This window comes from Oceanobacter sp. 4_MG-2023 (assembly GCF_030689165.1).
Classification (GTDB): Bacteria; Pseudomonadota; Gammaproteobacteria; order Pseudomonadales; family Oceanobacteraceae; genus Oceanobacter.
On sequence record NZ_JAUYVV010000001.1, the window covers coordinates 65,181 to 81,761 of the forward strand.

10 protein-coding genes and 1 tRNA gene are annotated in these 16,581 nt (G+C 50.7%); all 11 read right to left on the bottom strand.

All coding sequences use genetic code 11. The features are described 5' to 3' along the window. Positions 1–46: 46 nt before the first annotated feature. The 11 genes from Q8W24_RS00315 to pheS all read right to left on the bottom strand — a co-directional run bounded on the left by Q8W24_RS00315 (position 47) and on the right by pheS (position 16,490). Positions 47–1,717, bottom strand: coding sequence for an ATP-dependent endonuclease (locus tag Q8W24_RS00315; RefSeq protein WP_305451364.1), 1,671 nt, complete (start codon positions 1,715–1,717; stop codon positions 47–49). A gap of 91 nt (positions 1,718–1,808) precedes the next feature. Then, positions 1,809–2,291, bottom strand: coding sequence for a cupin domain-containing protein (locus Q8W24_RS00320; protein ID WP_305451365.1), 483 nt, complete (start codon positions 2,289–2,291; stop codon positions 1,809–1,811). Between the two features lie 369 nt (positions 2,292–2,660). Next, positions 2,661–3,074, bottom strand: a complete 414-nt coding sequence (locus Q8W24_RS00325) for a transposase (protein WP_305474036.1) — start codon at positions 3,072–3,074, stop codon at positions 2,661–2,663. An 82-nt stretch (positions 3,075–3,156) separates the two neighbouring features. Beyond that, positions 3,157–8,991, bottom strand: a complete 5,835-nt coding sequence (locus tag Q8W24_RS00330) for a DUF5017 domain-containing protein (RefSeq protein WP_305474038.1) — start codon at positions 8,989–8,991, stop codon at positions 3,157–3,159. 55 nt (positions 8,992–9,046) lie between these two features. Then, positions 9,047–10,822: a hypothetical protein gene (locus Q8W24_RS00335; RefSeq protein ID WP_305474040.1), complete on the bottom strand. Its 1,776-nt coding sequence runs from the start codon at positions 10,820–10,822 to the stop codon at positions 9,047–9,049. 474 nt (positions 10,823–11,296) lie between these two features. After that, positions 11,297–11,911, bottom strand: a complete 615-nt coding sequence (locus tag Q8W24_RS00340; RefSeq protein WP_303433707.1) for a hypothetical protein — start codon at positions 11,909–11,911, stop codon at positions 11,297–11,299. Positions 11,912–12,281: 370 nt separating this feature from the next. Continuing rightward, positions 12,282–12,358, bottom strand: a tRNA-Pro gene (locus Q8W24_RS00345). 68 nt (positions 12,359–12,426) lie between these two features. Then, positions 12,427–12,786: a MerR family transcriptional regulator gene (locus tag Q8W24_RS00350; protein WP_303433709.1), complete on the bottom strand. Its 360-nt coding sequence runs from the start codon at positions 12,784–12,786 to the stop codon at positions 12,427–12,429. Continuing rightward, a complete protein-coding gene (ihfA, locus tag Q8W24_RS00355; protein ID WP_303433711.1) occupies positions 12,764–13,069 on the bottom strand; it encodes an integration host factor subunit alpha in 306 nt (101 codons plus the stop codon). The genes Q8W24_RS00350 and ihfA overlap by 23 nt, the downstream gene beginning before the upstream one ends. A 1-nt stretch (position 13,070) precedes the next feature. Then, positions 13,071–15,458: a phenylalanine--tRNA ligase subunit beta gene (pheT, locus tag Q8W24_RS00360; protein ID WP_305474042.1), complete on the bottom strand. Its 2,388-nt coding sequence runs from the start codon at positions 15,456–15,458 to the stop codon at positions 13,071–13,073. Positions 15,459–15,485: 27 nt separating this feature from the next. Next, entirely contained in the window at positions 15,486–16,490 is a 1,005-nt protein-coding gene (gene pheS / locus Q8W24_RS00365) for a phenylalanine--tRNA ligase subunit alpha (protein ID WP_303433715.1), read from the bottom strand. Positions 16,491–16,581 lie beyond the last annotated feature (91 nt).

The window sequence follows — 16,581 nt, forward strand, 5'->3', positions numbered from 1 at the left end:
TGGAGCGCAGCGGAAAACCAGTCCGACAACATGCGCTTGTTAGTTGCTATTTTGGGATACCTTTTCTTCTCGGGTTGAAAAACCACTTAGATATATTCTCAAGAAACTCCCATACATCATCTTCCGAAGGCTTTACATACTCTGGAGTGTTCGGATCTTCACCCATTTTTTCGAAAACCTCTACAAGCCAGTTGGGGCCATGCCCGCTAGCCTGAAGGCCCTTTAACCATGATTCAAGCTCGCCATTTGGCACTACAAACAAACCATAATCAGCTAACTTGTCGAATAGATTTTGCAGCGCTTCCTTGTCTGTGCCATCGAGAATATCTATCCCTCCATCTCGCTTCATATCTTTGCCAGTTTCATTAAGCTTGGTTTTCAATGCTTGCCGCATGCTTGCTAGAGGATTTCTTTCAATTTCTGGTATTGACCCACTATCAAGAAAGCTTGACCAGACAGTACCTCCTTCTTTAAGAATGTCGATATCGACTATTCCAGCTACAGGTATACCCAGTTCCCGAAGTGGTTTGGTGATGGTTTTAACTGTTTGCTTGTTTTGAGCATGAAGAAACAAACAATTTGGTATTCCTTTGTTGTTAGCATACTTTAATAGCCGATCATTTATTTCCTGATAAAATGCCCGATCAGCATCAGATTCTGTGACAACTACAAACTCATAGAATAACCCGCTTAACACTCCTGTTGATCGTAACAGAGGGTTCCTCATGAGCTTGAGAATGTCCTCATTTGGTAGGATTCGCGCTGTCGCTAATTGATTTCGATACGTAAGGCGTACAATATTAACTGGGGCTCCAGATTGAATGCACCCCATAACAAAGTTTGGGCTGTGGGTTGAAACAAAGAGTCGTTTATGAGATTCAGACATAATCCCAGCCACTTCTTTGCCAAGCTTAAATGAAAGTGAAGGGTGTAAAAAAGCTTCAGGTTCGTCCATTAATAACACTGAAGGGTCACCAGCTATCATCTCTGTAATCATTCCAGTAAACGCTTTCACGCCGTCACTGGCCTCAGTAATCGGCAAGGCCTTTTTATGAAACTCTACAGCCTTTTCATGTATACCCCGCTCTTCCATTTCATCTTGTGGTGCATCTTTGGATAGGCGTAAGTTAAGCTTCCCTAGGTTTGTTGGATCTATCACAAGATGCTCACCAAAAGCATCATGAATAATTCTACTGGCTTCTTTTCGTTTATCGTTATCACGAAATAGAACTTGAAAACTTGACTGTGCTGGCTCCTGAAGGTTTCCTCCTGCCTGCTGATTGATCAGTTTAATTCTATTACTACCGTTTAGAATCAGGGTGTTATATGACAAATACCAACTACAAATACGGGATGGGTTTACATTTGGGTTCTTAAATGCATTTAGAAAGTCATTCGAACTCACTTGATGCCGCTGCCCTTTTTTGCCAACAAAAATATGATTTGGATACTGCGCCTCTCCAGGATTTGGCTTGAGTGTAACGCTACTTATCTTGCCCTCAATTAATTCTTCAGGGATTGCTTCTAGCTCTATGGAGTCAACTATTAGATTATTTACATTTCTGCTCCCATTGGAGCAAAATTGCTGGATTTCAGAAAGTATTTTGCTTTTTCCTGAGTTATTAGGCCCGACAAAAACAGTTATAGGCATTGCTTCGACTGTTTCTTGTGGAAGACCTTCAGCCCTCCCAAATTTCAATTTAATATTCTTGATCATTGATAGCTCTCTAAATACTTCGCATGGCAACTAACGCCGCCATAATTTGCCGCTTGGAGCGCAGCGTAAAGCGGTCAAATTGATGGCTTTGTTATGACTTTTTACCCGCATTTGGCTCACTAATATTTTCAATGTCCACGAGGTTCCATGGCATATTTTTTTGGCGGAAAATACGTTTTTTCAGCTTTGGATAGTCACCAACGTCATGCTCTAAACGCTGACCAATTACGATGCATTTTAAAAGACAATTGCCGTTATTGCGCAGAGCGTGAGCCTCACCACCAGCACGATAACCCATAAAATCACCAGCCTTTACTGTATATATTTCGTTGCCTACCTGCGCTTCCGCTGTACCTTCAAGCACATAAACGCATTCATCTTCATGATAGTGTTTATGGAACTCTGTCGATTCGTGGCCAGGTTGAATTTCAATAATGTGGAAGCCGAAACCAGTTAAACCTGTGAGATCACCCAGTGACTTATTAATCCTTTTGGCATTCTCATTAAGAAAATGGGTTTTCGAAATACCTTCAAGCTCTTCTATTTCTTCCTTAGTAACTAGATATTTATCCATTACACTCTCCAGAGTCATAACAGTTTATTAGTGCGCATGCGCGGTTTCTGGGCAAGCCGGTTCCTGGGAAATCACCGTAACTACTTGAATAATAAGAAATAAAATCCATTTCCAGATCAGTCCATTGTGTGAAAGCGAGCATGCGCATTAACTCCTTTGTGCCTTGCGCATTAATCTGTAAACCTGCGCAACAACTTTCCGTGTGTCAATACCTTAACGATAACAACGTCCGGGAAAGCGCGCAAGGCTTCCAGATCAAGGAGTGATCCATGACTTCCAGCCCCTTTCTCAATAACATTCGCCGCTTTATGCGCACCCGCGGCTACAGCCTGCGAACCGAGAAAACCTGTGTTTACTGGATTCGATTCTTTATTCGTTACCAAAAGCGGAGACATCCCAAAGAGATGGGGCTTCATCAATACTCAGGCCGACAAACCAGCGATAGAGCATGTTGTACTGAATCTGCTCGACCAGCTGCCGTTCGCTGCGAATACTGAAGAGGATTTGCAGCAGCAAAGCTCTCAATAAACGCTCCGGAGGAATGGATTCCCGCCCACGCTCGGAATAGATCAGGCTGAGTTTCCAATCGATGTGGGTGAGTGCCTGATCGAACAGGGTTTTGATGGATCGTAAAGGGTGATCGTGTGGAACCCGCTCATCCAGTTTGGTGGTGGTGATATTACCACCTACGTTGGTGTCCGGAATCATTGAACGACTACACGGTGCTGGAGTCATGGTGAAATAAAAAAACCGTGACCCAAGGGTCACGGTTTTTAATGTCATGCCAAGGTGCAACCACCACTGGCATTAACCGGTCATGATCGCCACAGCGATACGCTCACCATGGCATAACGTCGCCGCTGGATTATTCGTCCACGGCCACGGGAATCGGCCCGAAGTAGCCAATTTCAGCTTCATTACCAGCGCTAGGGTCAACCGAGATATCACCTGGATGCTGCACAACATTGGTGATGTAGGCAAAACCGTTAATCTGGTTGAACATGTAAGGGCCGGTGTTTTCAGCGCCATTGGGAGCAGAGAAAATACGGGTCACTTGCTTGCTTTCCAGATTGTAAGACCAGACGAAGTTGTTGGCGTGCAAGCCTGTGTCTTCGGTGATAATCAGGGTGTTATAACCTACGTAGGCGACGTTGTCCGGGCCGGACAAGCCGTCAACAGAACAGGCATAACCGTCCGCTGTGCCTGCGACTTCTCCCTTGGCAGCGCCAATCACAAAGTCAGAACCAATCTCGGCATTGCTGCCCATCGACAGTTCGTAGATACCACCACACTGGTTGGCAGTCACTTGCATGTGGTTCGGTCCACCGGTCTCGCTGGAACCATTCAGCATGCCTTTGCTGACGTTGGCAATGGCGATATAGGCTTTATGGTTATGCGGGTTGTAGGTAAAACCTTCTTCTTTGGCAAACTCAACCGTGGCATCAAGATAAGCAGCATAACGACGGGTTTCCAGTCGTGAGGCCGCTTGTTCCATTCCGGGTTTCAGGCTCAGGCATTCCTGGCTACCCAGGAAGTTGATGCTTTTGTAACCCAGGGCACACGCACCACCGGTCGGTTCCACGGCATCAAAGATATCGGCAAACGACAGTGGGTTGTCACCATTAACCAGCTCTGAGATATCAGCGTTGGTGGCATGGCCGAGACTGATCCACTCGATGTCCGCCGCGCCCATAAAGGCGTTATCGTCGCTACCGGAATCGGTCTGGTTCCATTTCATGGCGTACAGGGTACCCGCACTCAGGTCTTCTGCTTCGTCGGCAATGTACATAAACAAACCGCCACCGGTTGACTGGTCGTCGGTCAGATACATGGTTTTGCGATCCGGCATGACATAAGGCACTTCCAGTGACACACGGGCCACGGAGTAGTGTTTGACGATGTCGGTCCGCACATCGGTTCCTTCAGCGTTTACCACCACTTCCACCGGGTAGCCGTACCAGTACGGGTTGACCTGTAACAGGCTCAGGTCGGTGTGGTAATCGGCAATGGAGTCGTAGTAGCTGTCGATCGAGCCGGTTGCGGCCGAGCGGGCACGGGCATTGGGTTCATACTCCTCTGACGCCAGGTGGGTGTTCCATGGTGTCACAACAGCAGCACAGTGGTTGTAGCCGCCATGAATGGCAGAGAAGTCCAGCACTTCGGTGGTCATCGGCGTCAGTTCGCCCGTGATGCTGTCCTGGCTCAGTTCCAGCAGGTTCATGCCACCGGGAATATTCTCAAACTGGCTGACGGCAAAAATGCGGTCGCCAATCGGCAGAATCGACATAAACTCGTTGTAGTTGGAGACAAACAGGTCGGAGCCAGCGCTGTCACGTACCTGGGCGTAGACGTTGCCATCCACCAGCTGGCCAGACTTCACCAGGGTTTTGTAGCCCGAGTTGGCAACCGCTGCGCCATTCACACTCAAGCCGGTAGAGCCAATGGCAATGTACGAGTCGGCAGAACCTTCTACCGGCGCTGCAACAGCCTCAAACGACAAGGTGCCTTCGCTCCGCTGGTTCACTGCGTTCAGGGCCGTATAGGACGGGGCAGTCTCTGTGATCTCGGTGGTGCCCGTTGTGTTGCTGCTGTCGGTATCAACTACCGTGCTGGTTTTTTCTTGAATCAGGAAATTGGCAATTTCCCAGGTCGCGGAATTGGCCGGGTCACTGGTGTAAACAAACGCGACATAAATCGTCTGACCAATATACGCAGACAGATCGATCTCACCGGAGCTGATAGGATCGGTATAACCCGACGATGGTTGTGTTGCCCAGTTCACCAGGTGACTCAGGTCATCCCAGGTCGCTGTGGCGGTATCGGAACCATCAAAGTCGGTTGAGATCATCAAAGCAATTTCAGAAGCATCCGACGGGCCATAGCTGTTACGCAGGCTGTCGAATGTCAGCACAGGCACATTGGCACTGGTCAGATCAGCGCTTTTGATCAGCCAGTCGTTGCAGTTTTCTGCACCGTTGTAACAAGAGATTTTGGCGTATTGCAAATCACCGTAGCTGCTGGCGTACCAGTCGTTACCGTCGGCACCACCATTAATTACGGTAGCGTCATCAAGGCTGGCGAAATCATCTTCGGCATAAGGGGCAAGCTGCCCAGTCACTTTGAAATTGGCAATTTCCCAGGTCGCGGAATTGGCCGGATCACTGCTGTATACGATGGCGATATATACCGTCTGTCCTTCATACGCTGACAGGTCGATATCACCAGAGCTGATGGCATCGGTATAACCCGACGATGGTTGTGTTGCCCAGTTTACCTGGCCACTCAGGTCATCCCAGGTTGCCGTGGTGGTATCGGTGCCATCAAAGTCGGTTGAGATCATCAAAGCGATTTCAGAAGCATCCGACGGGCCATAGCTGTTGCGCAGGCTGTCAAACGTCAGTACTGGCGTATTGGCAGTGGTCAGGTCAACGCTTTTGATCAGCCAGTCGTTACAGTTTTCTGCACCGTTGTAACAAGAGATTTTGGCGTATTGCAGATCGCCGTAGCTGCTGGCGTACCAGTTATTGCTGTCGGCACCCTGATCCAGCACGATGAAGCCATCCAGGCTGTCAAAATGGTCAGCGGCCAGCTCTACACCATTGTTGCCAGTACCTGTATCACCGCCACCAATGGCTGTTGTGCCGTCGGTAAGGGTCAGATCCATCCACACCATGCGGTGGTCGGAGCTGGCAATATCGGTGCTGTCGATAGCTTCTATCAGGTAGTTCAGGTTATCGGCGCTGGATGGCCAGAAGACACCTCCCTGCGCGACTTCCAGACCAAAGGCCGATGGCAGTACATAGTCCGCCCGCATCGCCCAGCTGGCTGTATGCGTGGATGAGTAAATGCTATCCGGGGTATTTTCGGTACCGGCAACGGACGTCGGTGCCTGGAAGGTGGTGCTGTCTTCGTGCAGGTTGGGGTTAACCAACTCTGACAAGGTCAGTTGTTCAATCGCCCGGACACCGTCCTTGGTGTAAGCGTCGCCTTCTTTGGCGGAGGCGTTTTCATCACCCAGAATCACAAAACGGGTGTTTTCTGCCAGCGTGACGCTAACGCCATCATCGTCGTACAGGTAGCTGCTGGCTGGGTCGATGTAATCAGCCCACATCCGGATTTCATCGAAGTTACGCATGCCGTTGCGGTCTTCGTTGCCATCAAACGTAGGAGGCGTCGGATGCGAGGCCAACACGTGAACGGTGGTGCCATCAATGGTGACCGGCAGGTCGATATGAGTTTTGGAAGACAGACGGAATACCGTCATTTCTTCGTCGGTGTACCAGTTGCCATCGGTTACATTACCGTCGCTGTCCACGGCGGAAGGCACCAGATAGTCTGGCATATCGGCCCATTTGAATTCCTGGAAGGTGCGGATATTGGCTTCATCAATGGGGTACTTGGAGAAAATCGCCATGCAGTACTGGCCATTGTAGTTACCAAAACCGTAACGATCTTCCGGATCCAGGCTGTCGCCGTCCTTGTTGAAGTCGATTTCGATGCCTTCTTCAATCGGCGCACCGGTGTTGCAGTAGTTGGTGTTGCCGTTGTCGCCGTAATACACATAAGGGTATACCGCCGCATCCACGTCATCTGCTTGCGCGACTTGCAGGTATGTCTCATTGAATGTGTTTACTGTGGCCCCATCGTCGTTACCGTCGATTTCGTTCAGCAACAGAACATCCGGGTTGGCTCGCTGGATGATTTCGGCCACTTTCTGGGCTTTGCGGTACTCGCCGCCGCTGAAAGCAGTGTTCTGCTCGCCGACAGCGGATTGCAGATCAAAGCCGGCATTAAAAGTCGCAATACGGAAGTCACCGCTTTTCTCCGGTACGGTATACACAGAACCGGTCGCTACATCGATAAACAGGCTGCTGGTCTCGGTATCACCGTCGTTATCGCTTACGGTCAATGTCACTTCGTAGCGACCCGCTTCGGTAAAGGTGTGATTGGCGACCGCATCGGTTGCACTGGCACCATCACCAAAGTTCCAGGCATAGGTGTACGGTTCACCGGCACCGTTCACGGCAGCACCCGTAAACTTGATACTGCGTTCGGTGTAGAACTCATCGCCAGCGACACTGATTTCTGCCGCGAGCGGGAAGTCTCCGGTGCCATTACCCTTGATCAACACATCATCAATTTCCCATTTGCTGGCATCGCTGACCGGATGGGCATAGTGGAACGCCACATACACTGGCTGGCCAACAAAGTCCGACAGATCAACCGTACCGGATTCGACAAACTCAAAGCTGCCCGGGGACCAGGTCGCCCGATCAGAAATATCCGTCCAGGTGGCGGTGCTGACATCCCCATCGTAGTCGGTAGAAACCATCAACGACATCTGATCTGTACCGGTACCATAGTTCCAGGCACTGTTGAAGGTCATTTGCAGATCTTCAAAGTTGGTCACATCCAGTGCCGGTGTCATCATCCAGGCATCACACTCACCGGCGCTGCCGTAGCAGTTGGCGACGGCAAACAGGTCTCCGGCATAGCTCTCGGTGAGCCATGAGTTGCTGCCAGCAATACTGTTGATCACAGTCCATTTGGCGGTGGAAGCGGATTCGAAGTCATCTTCAAACAGTTTGATTTCGCGCGGCTCTTCCGTTTCGCCAGCATCATCAACGCGGTTAATCGCCAGCGTGAAGGTTTTTTCCAGGCTGTTAACACCATCGGAGACAGTGACCGTGGCGCTCAGCTCCGTCAGGTTGAGATCATCATCGTTGATCGCCTCAACACCTGCTTCAGACAAGGTGATCTGATTGCCTGTCAGGGTGAAATAGCTGATGTTCACACCCTCGATATGAACACTCAACGTATCCTGCTCAGGGTCTAACGCTTCCACTGTTGCCACTTGGGTATCAGTAGTGACATCGTCTTCAGTCAGGCTGCTAACCGCGTCAACGCTCAGGACTGGCGCATCGTTAACACGCGTCACATTGATCGTCAGCGTTTGCTGGGCAGACAACTGGTTGTCGCTGACCACCAGCGTGACACTCAATGCCGTCAGGCTCAGGCTGTCGTCATTGATGGCCGTCACACCGGCGCTGGTCAACACAACCGTCGAACCGGAAATCATGAAGTAACCATCGCTGTTATCGTCCAGACGATAGAACAGCTCGTCACCTTCGGCATCGGTGGCATCAAATGTCGCTACAACCGTCGTGCTGCTGACGCTGTCTTCGGTCAGGCTATTGGTCGTGGCGCTCAATTCAGGGGCGGTGTTATCGGCCACGGTATCGTCAATACGTGTAATCGCCACGGTGGCGGAGTCGGTCGCCGACAGCTCACCATCCGAGACAGTCACGGTCACAGACAATGATGAAAGGTTGAGGCTGTCATCATTAACAGCGTTAACCCCCTGGCTGTTCAGCTGGACAGTATCACCAGAAATGGTGGCGTAGGTGTTGTCGCTGAGGCTGTAGCTGAGTGTATCGCCATCGGCATCCGTGGCGGTGATGGTTGCCAACACGGCACCTGCCGAGACACTGTCTTCGACCAGCGTATCACCTGCCGTCAGAACCAGCTCGGGGGCCGTATTCACGCTGACGTCATTATCATTATCGTTATTGTTGTTGTCGTCATCAGAGCCACAACTTGCCAGTGCCAGAGAAGCAACCAGCACAGACATCGGCAATAGCCGTTTGGTCAGTGCAGGCGTTCCGGACAGCAGCAAACCGTCATCGGTTGCTTGAGTCATCGGGATTTCCTCGTTTCTTTAACGTGTGTTGGGTTTGAACGTCCTGACCTGCGGCTCAGCCGCAGGCAACCTGGCGGATACGACGCCGCAGCATCGCCGCCAAAGTCAGCAACACCCCCAGGGCAGCAAAAGACCATGCACCACCATGAGCAGCACCAGCGTCATGCCTGGCCTGGCTGGCATCTGCAGCGCTTTCATTACGGTGGGAGTCGGGGGATGAAATATCTGCGGCCACCATGGCCGGACTGAGATCGGGCCATTGCAGCCGGAGGTCGTAGTGATACTGACGACTGGCTGGCAATACCGGAACATGGTCCTGATCGACCGTCGCAAACACATTGACGGGATCGCCCAACACGGCATCTCTGCCCAGATAAAAGGATTGTTCCAACACGGTGCGCTGATAGGCTTTGTTAAGCGCCAGCGCACGTTCAGAAGAAGGGATTAACAAGGTATACACATCGGCCGTTGCAACGGCGGCTTTATTCACCGAACCATCGCCGTTAAACCAGCGCTCGATCATCTCACCGTTTTGACGAAACTCATCGCCACCACCGACCCGCTCAAAATAGCTCGCTATCTCACCGAGAGAATCACCGTAGTTCGCAACGTCATTCATACCTTTGAGGTTGATATAACCCCAGCCAGCAGCACCGGTCACTTTGCGTGGAAATGCCAGAGTGCTGTCAATATGAGTGCCTGTTGTGGTATGGCAGCCCATACAAAATGCGTTTTCTTCGTAATTCTGCAGACGCAGATCGCCAGATTCATTTTCGATCCAACCCTGAATCTGCCAGCCCAATTTGTTGTTCATCCCTGCTTGTGGCGCGGGTTGCGCCCAGGAGTAATGCGGCAGTTTTTCTTCTGCTTTTTCCCGATGCTCCTGATTAAACGCATAACGTAGCGCCACTTCAGACAGCTGGCGATACTTGCGGCTGTAACGGAGTTCTTTCAGGCGCCGCGACGGCTCAATATCACCATGGCGACTGATATCCAGATAACGAACCGTGTGAATAAATTCGGTGCCAACCGGATATTGCTGACGTACCAGATCGATCGTGGCTGCAGCACCCAGATATTGCTCACGCCGCTGCATGCGTACCGCCATGCCCAGGGTATTGTCGCCATCCAGATCCAGCCCCAGCAGGGATTCATCCGTTACCGGGATCGAGATGTTATCGAGATCCTTGATTGTCATTTCCAGCAAGGACAAATTCAGTAAATACAGCGATCGACTGTCATTACCACCGGTATCCTGCCGGAACACTGGCGGCAAGCGGATCATCACATCATCAAAACTGCCATTGGTCGGCCAAAACGTACTCGGCAACGGCTTGTAATTAAAGGCTACCCAGCCAGAGCCATCGCGGGCAAACCCCTGTCCATCAAATGCCAGCCGAGGATCAGCCAGATGCGTTAAGTCCGGCGTATACCCTGCATTTGGAGTCGCCATCAGCGCGCTGTAGTTATCCTGGCGGACATAATCAAGAATATATTCATCCGACACATTGGCGATTTCTGCCAGCCGGGGTTTGAACAGATTGCTCCAGTGATTGGTCTCTCCCAGTTCAGAAAAGCTGTAATCACCCTGGATATCACCATCATCCATATAGTTAATGCGCGTGCCTTGCGGATGGCTTTGGTGGCAAACATAACAAGGGTTGAACTTGCCTTCTGTTTGGGTATAGCACTGCGGTGGAATCACCGCTTCGTGGTTGTGCATGGTCTCGGCAGACGCCAGCAACGGCCCACCGGCGATCACCATGCATATCAGCTGCTGCAATTGTTGCTGCTGTCCTCTGCCCCACACCTTGCTCAACACCATAACCATCCCGCTGCGCCTACTGCTCACCGGTCGCCAACAGACGAATAGTTTGACCTTGCGTGACAAAGCGCCACACAAACCTTCATAACTTGACCGGGACGTGCACTGTGAAGGTGCAAGATGAAAGGTTCGTGTGATTTATATTTCACTCAGGTTAAAATTTTTATTCTTCTTGTTAATAATATAATGAGATAAAGGGTATCGAAGACTGAAGAAGGTCAGCATAAATGCCAAGGTTTTGAGTTGGGTTCTGGGGTGGGGTTGGGTATTTAAAGGGAGTGTTCAAACTGTGCGCATAGTATAAATATCATACACAAATATTTATATAATGGGATATATTCAGACAATGGCCCGTCAACCGAAGAATGATTTAACGCCAGCGCATATTAATAATATCATCAGATCAATATAGCCATTTTTATCAGTATATTATTATAATTAAACTCATGACAAAAAAAGCATTAATATTTTTCTATTTTATTACCATTGTTCAACACAGTAGAGTACTTCTCGCTTACTCAATGAGACAGCGGTATATGCTATCAGATTATGATTCCAATTCTCCTGGATGTCCTCGAGGTCGGAATCAAAGAGAAAAATTCTGAAACCTTCGGGTAATTCGCTGAGCTTCCCCAGACTATTTTCTTCTGAAGATTTTTCAATCCTATAATCCGGATAACAATTTGATACAGAAATATCGCCAAAATCACTGACTTCCATTCGACCGCTTTGCTCCAGATCATTCAATAACCGGGAAATTTTCTCTTTGGGTAAACGCTGTCGCAAACCGAGTACATCATTACCCTGCAGGATACCTGGAATATGAAAAAATGCCGTGGCTTCTGCTTCAGTATCAATCACGCTTGGAAGGAATAAATAACTGGATGAGTATTTCACCTTGGTTGAAATAATTTCTTCATAATCCTCCAGGGAGACCTTTGGCTCGAGATCGGAGAGACCCCAGACCAACAGATTTGAAAGAAACAAAAAAACCCAAAAAGGAATCCATATAGATCCGGCAACCCCGAAGGTAATCAGGATTGCGATAATGGCACCAATCGACTTAACAGTACGTTTCATTTTTACAGCAAGCATGAGGTGAGCTTCCCTGGTACCTTTTACATCCTGAATTCAGATAATAACCATAACACTTGAACGCTGACAGGAAAAAGAAATGATCGTAGTCGTTGACAAAGCCCCGTGTCGACAGACTCTACCAGGTTCCTTGAGCTGCAATGGGTGGGCACAGTACCTCTTTGAAAACCATATCATTGACAGGGCAGATCCCGCGCGCCTTTAATCCACCAATAAACACGGTAAATCGGAGTCTATATTGTGATTGTGCAGCATCCAGACCAAGGAAAACCTGTATGGATCTACAACTGTATATTAGGAAATAATATTAGGAAGCAGCTAGTTTGGGAAAATAGCGAAAATATAAGCCACTGATTTTTAAAGGAAAAATTGGTCGGGACGGAGTGATTCGAACACTCGACCCCTTGCACCCCATGCAAGTGCGCTACCAGGCTGCGCTACGCCCCGACACTCTGAAACAGAGGCTGTTCCAGAAGCACGCATTATACTCAAGTAGTTGATAGATGGAAGTTTTTTTACCATTCCGAGAGCAGAGTCTCGATTTCCTTCAACTCGATAATCATGGATTTTATCAATGCCTGATCCATGGCGGCGGTATTCTCGCTTGCTCCGTATTCCAGGCGCTGACGTGCCCCCTGAATGGTGTAGCCTTCGCCATACAGCAGTTCACGAATTTCACGTACCAGGATCACATCCTGACGCTGGTAATAACGACGATTGCCGCGACGCTTGACCGGGCTAAGCTGTGGGAATTCCTGCTCCCAGTAGCGCAGCACATGTGGTTTGACGTCGCAGAGATCGCTGACTTCACCGATGGCAAAGTATCGTTTTGCCGGAATGGCTGGCAATTCGTTATTGTGGCTGGGTTCCAGCATAAGCTTCTACTCGAACCTTCAGTTTCTGGCCGGGTTTGAAGGTAACAACGCGGCGAGCGGAGATCGGAATCTCCTCGCCGGTTTTTGGGTTACGCCCTGGCCTTTGGCTTTTGTCGCGCAGGTCAAAATTACCGAAACCGGATAATTTGACCTGTTCGTTTCGGCGCAGACTATCGCGGATCTCATCAAAAAAGAGATCGACCATGTCCTTGGCCTCACGTTTGTTGAGACCAAGTTCCTCGAACAGTTTTTCTGCCAGTTCCGCTTTGGTCAAGGCTGTCATGCTAACCCCGCAACGTTGCTCCAAGTGTTTGCTCCAAGTGTGACAAAACAGCATCCACTGAATCGTTCACTTCTTGGTCAGTAAGAGTGCGCGATGGATGTTGCCAGGTCAAGCCCAGAGCCAGGCTTTTTCTATCTGGATCAATGCCTTTACCTTCGTATACATCAAACAGATTAAGCTTGGCGAGGTACTCTCCGGCCTGGCTGCGAATCTGCTCCAGTACGTCGTCAACGGCAAGATGCTTGTCGACCACCAAGGCGAGGTCCCGACGCATTTCCGGGTATTTGGATAACTCTTCAAAAGCCGGAATGGTGGTTTGCAGCAACAGGCTCATATCCAGCTGAACCACAAACAGGGTTTGCTTGATATCCACCTGTTTCTGGGTTTCCGGGTGTAATGCCCCCATCCAGCCCAGTTCCGTCCACTCACCATCAATCAGCTTGTCGATTCGGGCGGTTTGTCCCGGATGCAAGGCTGAGTGCTTGTCGGCCACAAAGCGGAATTCATCCAGACTGCCGGTTCTTGCCAGCAGGGCTTCGACGTCCCCTTTGACATCAAAGAAGTCGACGGGAGTTTCTGTGGCAGACCAGTTTTGTTGCAACCGATTGCCCGTCGCCAGCATGGCCAGTGTTGGCAACTGCTTCAGGCCATCTTCCGATGGCACAAACCGCAAGCCGGTTTCAAACAGACGCACTCGTGGCTGTTGGCGCTTGAGGTTGTAACCTGCGGCCGGTACCAGTCCGGCCCACAGATTGGTGCGCATGACAGACATTTCCGAAGAAATCGGGTTCAACAATGCCAGACCGGCAAGATCAGGGTCCAGCGCCTGTTGCATCGCCGGATCAACAAAGCTGTAGGTGATGGCTTCGTGATAACCCCGTGCCACCATCATGCGGCGAACGTCGCTGATGGTGTAGCGGTTTTCTGGCACGATAGCCAGAGGCATCGCGGCTTCCGGTGTACGCACAGGCAAGCGGTTGTAACCGTAGATCCGGGCCAGCTCTTCGATCAGGTCAGGCTCAATGGCCATATCAAAACGGTAGCTGGGGGCGATGGCTTTCCAGCCGTCATCAGTGCGTGTCACGCTCATGCCCAAGCGCGCAAGGATATCTTCTACTTCTGCATCCTCAAACGTCAGGCCCAGAATCAGCTCGATGCGGGCTTTACGCAGATGAATTTCAGCGGCTTTGGGCAGGTGCTCTGCTGCTGCAATGTCAACGACCGGGCCAGGCTGGCCGCCACAGATATCCAGAATCAACCGGGTTGCACGCTCCATGGCTTGTACAGCCAGGTCGTAGTCCACCCCACGCTCAAAGCGATGGGAAGAGTCTGTGTGTAATCCATGGGCACGGGCTTTACCGGCGATAATGATCGGATTAAAAAATGCCGCTTCCAGTAACAGGTCAACCGTTGTGTTACTGACGCCGGAATGCTCACCGCCCATCACACCGGCCATGGCCAGCGGTTTGTTATGGTCGGCAATCATCAGGGTATCGGAACCGGGTTCTATTTCCTGGCCGTCGAGCAGGGTCAGTTTTTCGCCTTGTTCGGCCATGCGGACACGGATACCACCGTCGATACGGGAGTAGTCAAAGGCGTGCATGGGCTGGCCCAGTTCCAACAGAATAAAGTTGGTAATGTCGACCACTGGATCGATTGAACGGACACCGCTACGACGTAATTTCTCGACCATCCACAATGGAGTTTCGGCTTTGACATCGATCCCTTTGATGATGCGACTCACATAACGAGGGCATGCTTCTGGCGCAACCACGTCGATAACAGGTACAGCGTCAATCACGGCGGCAACCGGCTCGATCGCTGGTCCCTGCACTGCGGCCTTGAACAGCAGGCCGGTTTCACGTGCCAGGCCGGCAATGCTCAGACAATCACCCCGGTTGGGGGTCAGGTCCACATCAATAACGACGTCGTCCAGATTCATGTAGACACGGAAATCTTCACCGACAGGAGCCGATGCTGGCAGCTCCATCAGGCCATCAGAACTTTCTGACAGGCCCAGTTCGGCTTCGGCACACAACATGCCGAACGATTCGACGCCGCGTAATTTGGCTTTCTTGATTTTGAAGTTGCCGGGCAAAACGGCACCAATCTTGGCGAACGGGATTTTTAACCCTTCGCGTACATTGGGAGCACCACAGACAATCTGGAAAGTCTCGTTGCCGTCGGTCACCTGGCACAAGCTGAGCTTGTCGGCATCCGGGTGTTGTTCTCGTGTGACAACCTGGCCAACCACAACGCCAGAGAAATCACCGGCGACGGCTTCAGTGCCATCCACTTCCAGGCCCGCCATCGTGATCTGATCAACCAGTTGCTGGGTGTCTGCTTCAGGCTGCACCCATTCGCGCAACCACTGTTCGCTGAATTTCATGTGTTTACCTTTTTCGATGAGCCTGAATTAACGGAATTGCTGCAGGAAGCGCAGATCGTTCTCGAAGAACAAGCGCAGGTCGTTGACGCCATAACGCAACATCGCCAGACGCTCTACCCCCATGCCAAAGGCAAAACCAGTGTACTCATCCGGGTCAATCCCTACGTGTTTGAACACGTTCGGGTGAACCATGCCGCAGCCCCCCACTTCGAGCCAGCGACGCTTGGTGCCTTCCGGTGTTTCGATAACCCATTCGATGTCGATTTCGGCAGATGGCTCAGTAAACGGAAAATAGGAAGGCCGCAGGCGAACTACCAGTTCTTTTTCGAAAAACACGCTCAAAAACTGCTGGATCGTACCCTTCAGGTCAGCAAAGCTGACGCCCTTGTCGACCAGCAACCCTTCCACCTGGTGGAACATCGGTGAGTGGGTCTGATCGTAGTCACAACGGTATACCCGGCCAGGGCAAATAATCCGTACCGGTGGCTGACGGGCTTCCATGGTGCGAATCTGTACCGGTGAAGTATGAGTCCGCAACAGGGTGTTCGCATCAAAGTAGAAGGTATCGTGCATCGCACGGGCCGGATGATGCGATGGAATGTTCAAGGCTTCAAAATTATGGAAATCGTCTTCAATTTCTGGCCCTTCTTCAACCTGGTATCCGGCATTACGGAAGAAGGTTTCGATACGCTCCAGGGTGCGGGTCACAGGATGCAGACTGCCTTCCTGCTGCGCTCGACCTGGCAGGGTAACGTCGATTTTTTCTGCCGCCAGCCGGGCTTCCAGGGCTGCGGATTCCAGCGCTTGCTTGCGGCTGTTGATCGCGTCCTGAACCTGGCTTTTGGCTTCATTGATCACCGCACCGATTTTGGGGCGATCTTCCGCAGACACTTTGCCCAGGTTTTTCATCAGGGAAGTAATTTCCCCTTTTTTACCCAGAAACTGAACTCGAACCTGATCCAGCGCGGCCACATCCTGCGCATCGGATACAGCGGCCAGGGCTTGCTGAGTCAGGGCCTCAAGGTTTTCCATCGCTGATTCCATCGTTGTCTTGAATTTGGACAAAAAAATAGGGGAATCGCCTTGGCTATTCCCCTATTTTCGTTGCTTCCAACCATAACAG

What these genes read in the sequence shown, in the direction of transcription:
- Q8W24_RS00335 (WP_305474040.1), bottom strand. Translation starts at nt 10,822, where the DNA reads ATGGTTATGGTGTTGAGCAAGGTGTGGGGCAGAGGACAGCAGCAACAA.
- Q8W24_RS00320 (WP_305451365.1), bottom strand. Translation starts at nt 2,291, where the DNA reads ATGGATAAATATCTAGTTACTAAGGAAGAAATAGAAGAGCTTGAAGGT.
- Q8W24_RS00350 (WP_303433709.1), bottom strand. Translation starts at nt 12,786, where the DNA reads ATGCTGGAACCCAGCCACAATAACGAATTGCCAGCCATTCCGGCAAAA.
- Q8W24_RS00325 (WP_305474036.1), bottom strand. Translation starts at nt 3,074, where the DNA reads ATGACATTAAAAACCGTGACCCTTGGGTCACGGTTTTTTTATTTCACC.
- pheT (WP_305474042.1), bottom strand. Translation starts at nt 15,458, where the DNA reads ATGAAATTCAGCGAACAGTGGTTGCGCGAATGGGTGCAGCCTGAAGCA.
- pheS (WP_303433715.1), bottom strand. Translation starts at nt 16,490, where the DNA reads ATGGAAAACCTTGAGGCCCTGACTCAGCAAGCCCTGGCCGCTGTATCC.
- ihfA (WP_303433711.1), bottom strand. Translation starts at nt 13,069, where the DNA reads ATGACAGCCTTGACCAAAGCGGAACTGGCAGAAAAACTGTTCGAGGAA.
- Q8W24_RS00340 (WP_303433707.1), bottom strand. Translation starts at nt 11,911, where the DNA reads ATGCTTGCTGTAAAAATGAAACGTACTGTTAAGTCGATTGGTGCCATT.
- Q8W24_RS00315 (WP_305451364.1), bottom strand. Translation starts at nt 1,717, where the DNA reads ATGATCAAGAATATTAAATTGAAATTTGGGAGGGCTGAAGGTCTTCCA.
- Q8W24_RS00330 (WP_305474038.1), bottom strand. Translation starts at nt 8,991, where the DNA reads ATGACTCAAGCAACCGATGACGGTTTGCTGCTGTCCGGAACGCCTGCA.